Origin of the sequence: Litchfieldia alkalitelluris (assembly GCF_002153425.1) — a bacterium.
Classification (GTDB): domain Bacteria; phylum Bacillota; class Bacilli; order Bacillales; family Salisediminibacteriaceae; genus Evansella; species Evansella alkalicola.
The window spans coordinates 209,473-216,592 of sequence record NZ_KZ119600.1 but is presented as its reverse complement, the minus strand read 5'-3'; the positions used below and the strand labels follow the sequence as shown (position 1 = coordinate 216,592).

The window sequence follows — 7,120 nt, the reverse complement described above, 5'->3', positions numbered from 1 at the left end:
CCCAGTTTCCAATGACCCTCCACGGTTGAGCCGTGGGCTTTCACATCAGACTTAAGAGACCGCCTGCGCGCGCTTTACGCCCAATAATTCCGGACAACGCTTGCCCCCTACGTATTACCGCGGCTGCTGGCACGTAGTTAGCCGGGGCTTTCTGGTTAGGTACCGTCAAGGTGCCAACCTATTCGAATGGCACTTGTTCTTCCCTAACAACAGAACTTTACAATCCGAAGACCTTCATCGTTCACGCGGCGTTGCACCGTCAGGCTTTCGCCCATTGCGGATGATTCCCTACTGCTGCCTCCCGTAGGAGTCTGGACCGTGTCTCAGTTCCAGTGTGGCCGATCACCCTCTCAGGTCGGCTACGCATCGTTGCCTTGGTGAGCCGTTACCTCACCAACTAGCTAATGCGCCGCGGGCCCATCTCACAGTGTTAGGATAAATCCCAACTTTTACAATTGAACCATGCGGTTCATTTGATCATCCGGTATTAGCTTCGGTTTCCCGAAGTTATCCCAGTCTGTAAGGCAGGTTGCCCACGTGTTACTCACCCGTCCGCCGCTAACTTCTCTAAAGCAAGCTTTAAAGAAGTCCGCTCGACTTGCATGTATTAGGCACGCCGCCAGCGTTCGTCCTGAGCCAGGATCAAACTCTCCAATAAAGTGTTTGATGTCTAGCTGCAGATTTTCATCTGGCTAATTTTGTAATTCATTGACGGGATATACTTCATTACTTCATATAATATGAAATAACTTCTTATCCCACTTCGCTTGGCTTTTTGTTTAGTTTTCAAAGGTCAATTTTTCTATGGTGGGCCTGAGTGGACTCGAACCACCGACCTCACGCTTATCAGGCGTGCGCTCTAACCAGCTGAGCTACAGGCCCTCAAGCAACATTAACTACTATAACATCTTGTTTAGAATGATGCAAGAGGTAATTTTTGGAGCGGGTGATGAGAATCGAACTCACATCATCAGCTTGGAAGGCTGAGGTTTTACCACTAAACTACACCCGCTTAATAATAAGAATTAAATTTTTCTATAATACTCTGTTTTTGTTTTCAACCACTCGCCTTGATCATGTCTCTTCCTCTACTAGTTACCCTAAGACGCTTATCCGTCAAGACAACTCGTAGCAGTTCGAAGATGATATGCTCGTGGCTGAGGTTTTACCACTAAACCACACCCGCTTAATATAAGGTTCAATTTAACTTTGTAATGGTTTTCTTACTTAGTTACTGTTCTTATAAATAAGCTTGTCTCACTGTTCATAAAAAATAATGGTCGGGAAGACAGGATTTGAACCTGCGACCCCTTGGTCCCAAACCAAGTGCTCTGCCAAGCTGAGCTACTTCCCGTAAAAATGGCGCGCCCGAGAGGAGTCGAACCCCTAACCTTCTGATCCGTAGTCAGACACTCTATCCAATTGAGCTACGGGCGCACTCTTATGTTAATATTTATTAAACTTTGAATTCGTTTGGTGCGGTCGAGAGGATTTGAACCTCCACGGGGTTAACCCCCACTAGGCCCTCAACCTAGCGCGTCTGCCGTTCCGCCACGACCGCTAAAAATATGAATTTCAGAGCGGAATTAACACTATACATCATTTATCGCATTACGTCAATAGTATTGAGTGAAAAAAATTAAAACATCTAGACACTAATTTAATATGGTGCGGGTGAAGGGAGTCGAACCCCCACGCCCGAAGGCACTAGATCCTAAGTCTAGCGCGTCTGCCAGTTCCGCCACACCCGCATATTAATCATGTGTATAATGTTTTAAAATGGCGGTCCCGACGGGAATCGAACCCGCGATCTCCTGCGTGACAGGCAGGCATGTTAACCGCTACACCACGGGACCACTATTATTCCTATTTAAATAAATGGTGGAGGATGACGGGCTCGAACCGCCGACCCCCTGCTTGTAAGGCAGGTGCTCTCCCAGCTGAGCTAATCCTCCGCAGCTTTGATGAAGCATATTCAATGATGATCCCTGTTTCTTCCTCTACTAGTAATGCTTCGATGTTTATACGTCGAGACGACTCGTAGCTTTTCTTGTCGTTTCTCTCGTAGCTGAGCTAATCTTCCGCAGCTTTGATGAAGCACATTCCATGATGATCCCCGTTTCTTCCTCTACTAGTAATGCTTCGATGTTTACACGTCGAAACAACTCGTAGCTTTTCTTGTCGTTTCTCTCGTAGCTGAGCTAATCTTCCGCAGCTTTGATGAAGCACATTCCATGATGATCCCCGTTTCTTCCTCTACTAGTAATGCTTCGATGTTTACACGTCGAAACAACTCGTAGCTTTTCTTGTCGTTTCTCTCGTAGCTGAGCTAATCTTCCGCAGCTTTGATGAAGCACATTCCATGATGATCCCCGTTTCTTCCTCTACTAGTAATGCTTCGATGTTTACACGTCGAAACAACTCGTAGCTTTTCTTGTCGTTTCTCTCGTAGCTGAGCTAATCTTCCGCAGCTTTGATGAAGCACATTCCATGATGATCCCCGTTTCTTCCTCTACTAGTAATGCTTCGATGTTTACACGTCGAAACAACTCGTAGCTTTTCTTGTCGTTTCTCTCGTAGCTGAGCTAATCTTCCGCAGCTTTGATGAAGCACATTCCATGATGATCCCCGTTTCTTCCTCTACTAGTAATGCTTCGATGTTTACACGTCGAAACAACTCGTAGCTTTTCTTGTCGTTTCTCTCGTAGCTGAGCTAATCTTCCGCAGCTTTGATGAAGCACATTCCATGATGATCCCCGTTTCTTCCTCTACTAGTAATGCTTCGATGTTTACACGTCGAAACAACTCGTAGCTTTTCTTGTCGTTTCTCTCGTAGCTGAGCTAATCTTCCGCAGCTTTGATGAAGCACATTCCATGATGATCCCCGTTTCTTCCTCTACTAGTAATGCTTCGATGTTTACACGTCGAAACAACTCGTAGCTTTTCTTGTCGTTTCTCTCGTAGCTGAGCTAATCTTCCGCAGCTTTGATGAAGCACATTCCATGATGATCCCCGTTTCTTCCTCTACTAGTAATGCTTCGATGTTTACACGTCGAAACAACTCGTAGCTTTTCTTGAAGTTTCGCTCGTAGCTGAGCTAATCCTCCGCAGCTTTGATGAAGCATATTCAGTGATGGTCCCTGTTTCTTCCTCTACTAGTTATGCTTCGATGTCTATCCGTCGAAACAACTCCGTAGTAGAGTCTTCAAGTTTCGCTCGTAGCTGAGCTAATCCTCCGCACCTTTAATAAAGCACACTTCATTTTTCAGAACAAAAATAACGCTATATAAAATAGCAATTATTCTATGAAATGGTGACCCGTACGGGATTCGAACCCGTGTTACCGCCGTGAAAGGGCGGTGTCTTAACCACTTGACCAACGGGCCATTAAAAGAATGGCGGAGAAGGAGGGATTTGAACCCTCGCGCCGCTTACACGACCTACACCCTTAGCAGGGGCGCCTCTTCAGCCACTTGAGTACTTCTCCATATGGCTCCACAGGCAGGACTCGAACCTGCGACCGATCGGTTAACAGCCGATTGCTCTACCAACTGAGCTACTGTGGAATAACACTTGTCTTTAAATGGACTTTTATTATTTTATCCAAAATACCTATAAAAGTCAATGACTTAATCAAGCAATGAAATGTTGATCAAAAATGAGCATTCTATGCTTGTTTAAGCGACTTTTATAATGTAACACAATTAAAAAACAAGGTCAATATGACCTCACGAAATTGTCCTTACCTTTTTTATCCACCCCTTACATTTTCCACAAACATATTTTTTCGTATTAAATTGCCTCTTCCTATTAAATTCAACCCCGCATTTAGTACATTGATATACATGTACTTTAGACACCTTTGTTTTCATGCCAGGAAGCGATTGACAATACCTAGAACCGCCCACTACCTTTAATAAATCTTTAAAATCCTTATCTTTATGTTTATATCCTTTCCCTTCAAGGTGAAGGTGATAATGACATAGTTCATGTTTAATGATTTGGATTAACTCCGTATCCCCAAAGAATTCTAAGTGTTTAGGATTTATCTCTATATGATGGTCCAGTAATGAATATCGACCACCAGTTGTCCGTAATCGTGGATTAAAATAGGCTTCGTGCATGAATGGTTTATTAAATGAATCTAATGATATTTTTTCTACTAAACGCTGTAATTCATCATTTCCCATCTACTAATACCCCTCCACATAAAATAGCCTGTCATTCACTAAGCCTTACAGCCTTTATAATTAAAAAAAACGATACTATCCGTTCCAAGAACAGATCAAAGAACAGCTCTTCGTTTTCATTGATTATAAAATTAATACTAGTTTACTCATGGCAGCTCAAAAATGACCCACATTTTTTTACCAGGTCGATATCTACATCTAAAACACCCATTTCAGTATAACGAAAACAAGCTCTTGTTCATATAGTTTATTAAGTGGAACAAAAATCAAATGAAGGAACTAGATATATCATTGTAAAAGGAGTGATTAATAAATGCCTTCTTGGCTTCAGCGTCAATTACAAGAGGCTTACCAAAGGAAGGATCGGCAACGAATAAAAATTTTAAACCAGTGTTGGTTTTATTATAAACAGACTCCTGAGCTCTCTTCTACAAAATAACCTTGTCCAAAATAAGCTAACATGTACTAAAAAATATAACTTTTCACAAGTTCACAAGTAAATACAAGTTAACTATAAAAGAGAACTCCCTTTCACCTTTAGGAAGTAAATCACAAAAGTGAAGGGAGTTTTTGTAAATGTAGATTACACTAACAGCGCACCACTTGCCTTTTAACAAGTGCCATCAACAAGTAACTTTAACACTTTCCATTAAGTAGTAGCTGTTTGGCTCTTAGGCTGAAGCATCGTTAATGCAATTCGGCCTTTTTTGAGATCAACGTCCTCTACCCATACAGTAACTACATCTCCGACTGACACAACCTCCATCGGATGCTTTACAAAACGATTGGCAAGCTTGGAAATATGGACAAGACCATCTTCCTTCACACCGATATCAATAAAGGCTCCAAAGTCAACTACGTTTCTAACTGTACCTTGAAGTTCCATACCACGAGATAAATCTTCAAGAGTAAGGACATCTGTTTTTAAAATTGGCTTAGGAACATCGTCTCGCGGATCTCGCCCTGGACTACTAAGGGCTTCTAAAATATCCTTCAATGTTGGAACACCAACATCAAATTTTTCCGCAAGTTCATTAACATTCACACTCTGGATCTTCTCCTTAGCGCCATCTGTCCCTAATTCGTCCACTGAAATATTTAAATGATTCATGATTTCCTTAGTAACTGGATAACTCTCAGGGTGAATACCAGTACGATCAAGTGGCTGTTTACCATCTAAAATACGCAGGAAACCAATACATTGTTCATATGTTTTCGCACCTAGGCGAGGAACCTTCTTCAATTGCGTACGACTTACGTATTTCCCTTCTTCTTCCCTTTGCTTAATGATGTTATTAGCTACAGCTTTCGAAAGGCCTGCTACATATTGTAAGAGAGAGGAAGAAGCAGTATTAACATTTACGCCGACCTTGTTAACAACCGTTTCAACTACAAAAGTTAAGGAGTCATTTAACTTCGATTGCGTTACATCATGCTGATATTGACCAACACCTACTGACTTCGGATCAATTTTCACAAGTTCTGCAAGGGGATCTTGAATTCTTCTTGCGATGGATACAGCACTTCTTTCTTCTACTTGAAGCTCTGGAAACTCCTCTTTCGCTAGCTTAGATGCAGAGTAAACACTAGCTCCTGCTTCATTGACTATCAAATAGTATAGTTTTTTGTCCACTTCTTTCATAACATCAACAATGAATTGTTCCGTTTCCCTTGAAGCTGTACCATTCCCAACAGCAATCATATCTATATTAAATTGTTCAATATAGGACAACACTTTGCTCTTGGCCTCTTCCACCTTGTTTCTTGGAGGCGTTGGATAAATAACATCTATAGCCAATACCTTTCCTGTTTCATCAACCACCGCAAGCTTACAGCCTGTCCGAAACGCCGGGTCAACTCCAAGGATGATACGATCCTTCAATGGAGGTTGTAATAAGAGATTCCTTAAGTTTTCGGAAAAAATATGTATTGCCTGCTCCTCTGCCTTTTCAGTAACCTCATTACGTAACTCTCTCTCAATTGATGGCTCAATTAGTCTTTTATAACCATCTTCAATAGAAGCTAATAGGTGATCCTTTGCAATCGTTTCTTTCCCTTTCAAAACATGTTTTTCCAGCCAACTAATGATTCTGTCTTTTGGGGCTACAACAGAAACTTTCAAGACTCCCTCTTTTTCTCCACGATTAAGGGCTAAGACACGATGAGGGACGATTCGCTTAAGTTCCTCATCATATTCATAGTACATTTCAAAGATACCTTTTTCATCTTCACTTTTTGCTTTTTTAAGGGATTGCATTTTCCCTTCATTAAATGTCATGTATCTAATCTTTTTACGAATTTCAGGATCATCTGCTAAATACTCACTTATAATATCCTCTGCACCTCGCAACGCATCTTCTACAGTATGTAACTCGAACTCTTCACTTAAATACTTCCCTGCTTCCTCCTCTACTGAACCAGTAGTAGGTAAAGAGAATAACCAAAGCGCTAGAGGTTCTAACCCCTTTTCTTTTGCAACAGTAGCCTTCGTACGTCTCTTTTGTTTATATGGACGATATAAATCTTCTACCTCTTGAAGCTTGGTGGCAATCATTATATTTTTCTGTAACTCTTCCGTTAACTTACCTTGTTCATCAATGAGACGAATAACCTCTTCTTTTCTATTTGCGAGGTTTGTTGAATAAGTCCAAGCTTCTAAAACATCTCGGATTTGATCTTCATCCATTCCACCAGTAAGCTCTTTTCTATAGCGCGCAATAAAAGGAACGGTGTTTCCATCTTCAGATAGTTCAATAACGTTTTTCACACGATCTCGCTTTAATTTAGTCTGTTCCGTCACTAGGGCAAGAATTGATTGTTTTTGATCTGTCCATTCCATCTATATAAAACCTCCATTTTAATGACTCATCCCTATACTTGTACAACTTCGATTATACTTTAATTCATGCGTTAATAAAACCACCGAGAGA

Annotated in this window: 7 protein-coding genes, 11 tRNA genes and 1 other annotated feature; of the genes, 1 reads left to right on the top strand and 17 read right to left on the bottom strand. The window is 41.4% G+C overall.

The genetic code is table 11. The features are described from left to right. Nucleotides 1–91 precede the first annotated feature (91 nt). Nucleotides 92–650, bottom strand: a sequence feature (16S ribosomal RNA rRNA prediction is too short). Between the two features lie 155 nt (nucleotides 651–805). From BW724_RS01200 to BW724_RS01145, 16 genes are all read right to left on the bottom strand, one after another. After that, nucleotides 806–882 (bottom strand) — tRNA-Ile (locus BW724_RS01200). Between the two features lie 56 nt (nucleotides 883–938). Beyond that, nucleotides 939–1,012: transfer RNA gene (locus tag BW724_RS01195), tRNA-Gly, on the bottom strand. Nucleotides 1,013–1,277: 265 nt separating this feature from the next. After that, a tRNA-Pro gene (locus tag BW724_RS01190) sits at nucleotides 1,278–1,354 on the bottom strand. 6 nt (nucleotides 1,355–1,360) lie between these two features. Then, a tRNA-Arg gene (locus BW724_RS01185) sits at nucleotides 1,361–1,437 on the bottom strand. Between the two features lie 37 nt (nucleotides 1,438–1,474). Continuing rightward, a tRNA-Leu gene (locus BW724_RS01180) sits at nucleotides 1,475–1,561 on the bottom strand. 105 nt (nucleotides 1,562–1,666) lie between these two features. Then, a tRNA-Leu gene (locus BW724_RS01175) sits at nucleotides 1,667–1,751 on the bottom strand. Between the two features lie 29 nt (nucleotides 1,752–1,780). After that, nucleotides 1,781–1,856 (bottom strand) — tRNA-Asp (locus BW724_RS01170). Nucleotides 1,857–1,879: 23 nt separating this feature from the next. Then, nucleotides 1,880–1,955: transfer RNA gene (locus tag BW724_RS01165), tRNA-Val, on the bottom strand. A 66-nt stretch (nucleotides 1,956–2,021) separates the two neighbouring features. Continuing rightward, on the bottom strand, nucleotides 2,022–2,165 hold the full coding sequence (locus BW724_RS23410) for a hypothetical protein (RefSeq protein WP_176371245.1): 144 nt from the start codon (nucleotides 2,163–2,165) through the stop codon (nucleotides 2,022–2,024). 112 nt (nucleotides 2,166–2,277) lie between these two features. After that, the gene (locus BW724_RS23405; RefSeq protein WP_176371244.1) at nucleotides 2,278–2,421 is read right to left on the bottom strand and encodes a hypothetical protein; all 144 of its coding nucleotides are present in this window, start codon (nucleotides 2,419–2,421) and stop codon (nucleotides 2,278–2,280) included. 112 nt (nucleotides 2,422–2,533) lie between these two features. Then, the gene (locus tag BW724_RS23400; protein WP_176371244.1) at nucleotides 2,534–2,677 is read right to left on the bottom strand and encodes a hypothetical protein; all 144 of its coding nucleotides are present in this window, start codon (nucleotides 2,675–2,677) and stop codon (nucleotides 2,534–2,536) included. A 112-nt stretch (nucleotides 2,678–2,789) separates the two neighbouring features. Further along, nucleotides 2,790–2,933 carry a hypothetical protein gene (locus tag BW724_RS23395; protein WP_176371244.1) on the bottom strand — a complete coding sequence of 48 codons (144 nt, stop codon included), beginning with the start codon at nucleotides 2,931–2,933 and terminating at the stop codon, nucleotides 2,790–2,792. A 378-nt stretch (nucleotides 2,934–3,311) separates the two neighbouring features. Beyond that, nucleotides 3,312–3,386: transfer RNA gene (locus BW724_RS01160), tRNA-Glu, on the bottom strand. Nucleotides 3,387–3,396: 10 nt separating this feature from the next. Next, nucleotides 3,397–3,487: transfer RNA gene (locus BW724_RS01155), tRNA-Ser, on the bottom strand. A 3-nt stretch (nucleotides 3,488–3,490) separates the two neighbouring features. Then, nucleotides 3,491–3,566, bottom strand: a tRNA-Asn gene (locus BW724_RS01150). Between the two features lie 162 nt (nucleotides 3,567–3,728). After that, entirely contained in the window at nucleotides 3,729–4,190 is a 462-nt protein-coding gene (locus BW724_RS01145) for a SprT family protein (protein WP_088073289.1), read from the bottom strand. 313 nt (nucleotides 4,191–4,503) lie between these two features. Between BW724_RS01145 and cmpA the strand changes: the two genes are divergently transcribed. Next, nucleotides 4,504–4,629 (top strand): cortex morphogenetic protein CmpA, encoded by a 126-nt coding sequence (cmpA, locus tag BW724_RS01140; RefSeq protein ID WP_088073288.1) that lies wholly within the window; start codon nucleotides 4,504–4,506, stop codon nucleotides 4,627–4,629. Nucleotides 4,630–4,839: 210 nt separating this feature from the next. Here cmpA and BW724_RS01135 read toward each other — a convergent pair whose 3' ends face one another. Continuing rightward, the gene (locus BW724_RS01135) at nucleotides 4,840–7,029 is read right to left on the bottom strand and encodes a Tex family protein (protein WP_088073287.1); all 2,190 of its coding nucleotides are present in this window, start codon (nucleotides 7,027–7,029) and stop codon (nucleotides 4,840–4,842) included. Nucleotides 7,030–7,120: the final 91 nt, after the last annotated feature.

What these genes read in the sequence shown, in the direction of transcription:
- BW724_RS01145 (WP_088073289.1), bottom strand. Translation starts at nt 4,190, where the DNA reads ATGGGAAATGATGAATTACAGCGTTTAGTAGAAAAAATATCATTAGAT.
- cmpA (WP_088073288.1), top strand. Translation starts at nt 4,504, where the DNA reads ATGCCTTCTTGGCTTCAGCGTCAATTACAAGAGGCTTACCAAAGGAAG.
- BW724_RS01135 (WP_088073287.1), bottom strand. Translation starts at nt 7,029, where the DNA reads ATGGAATGGACAGATCAAAAACAATCAATTCTTGCCCTAGTGACGGAA.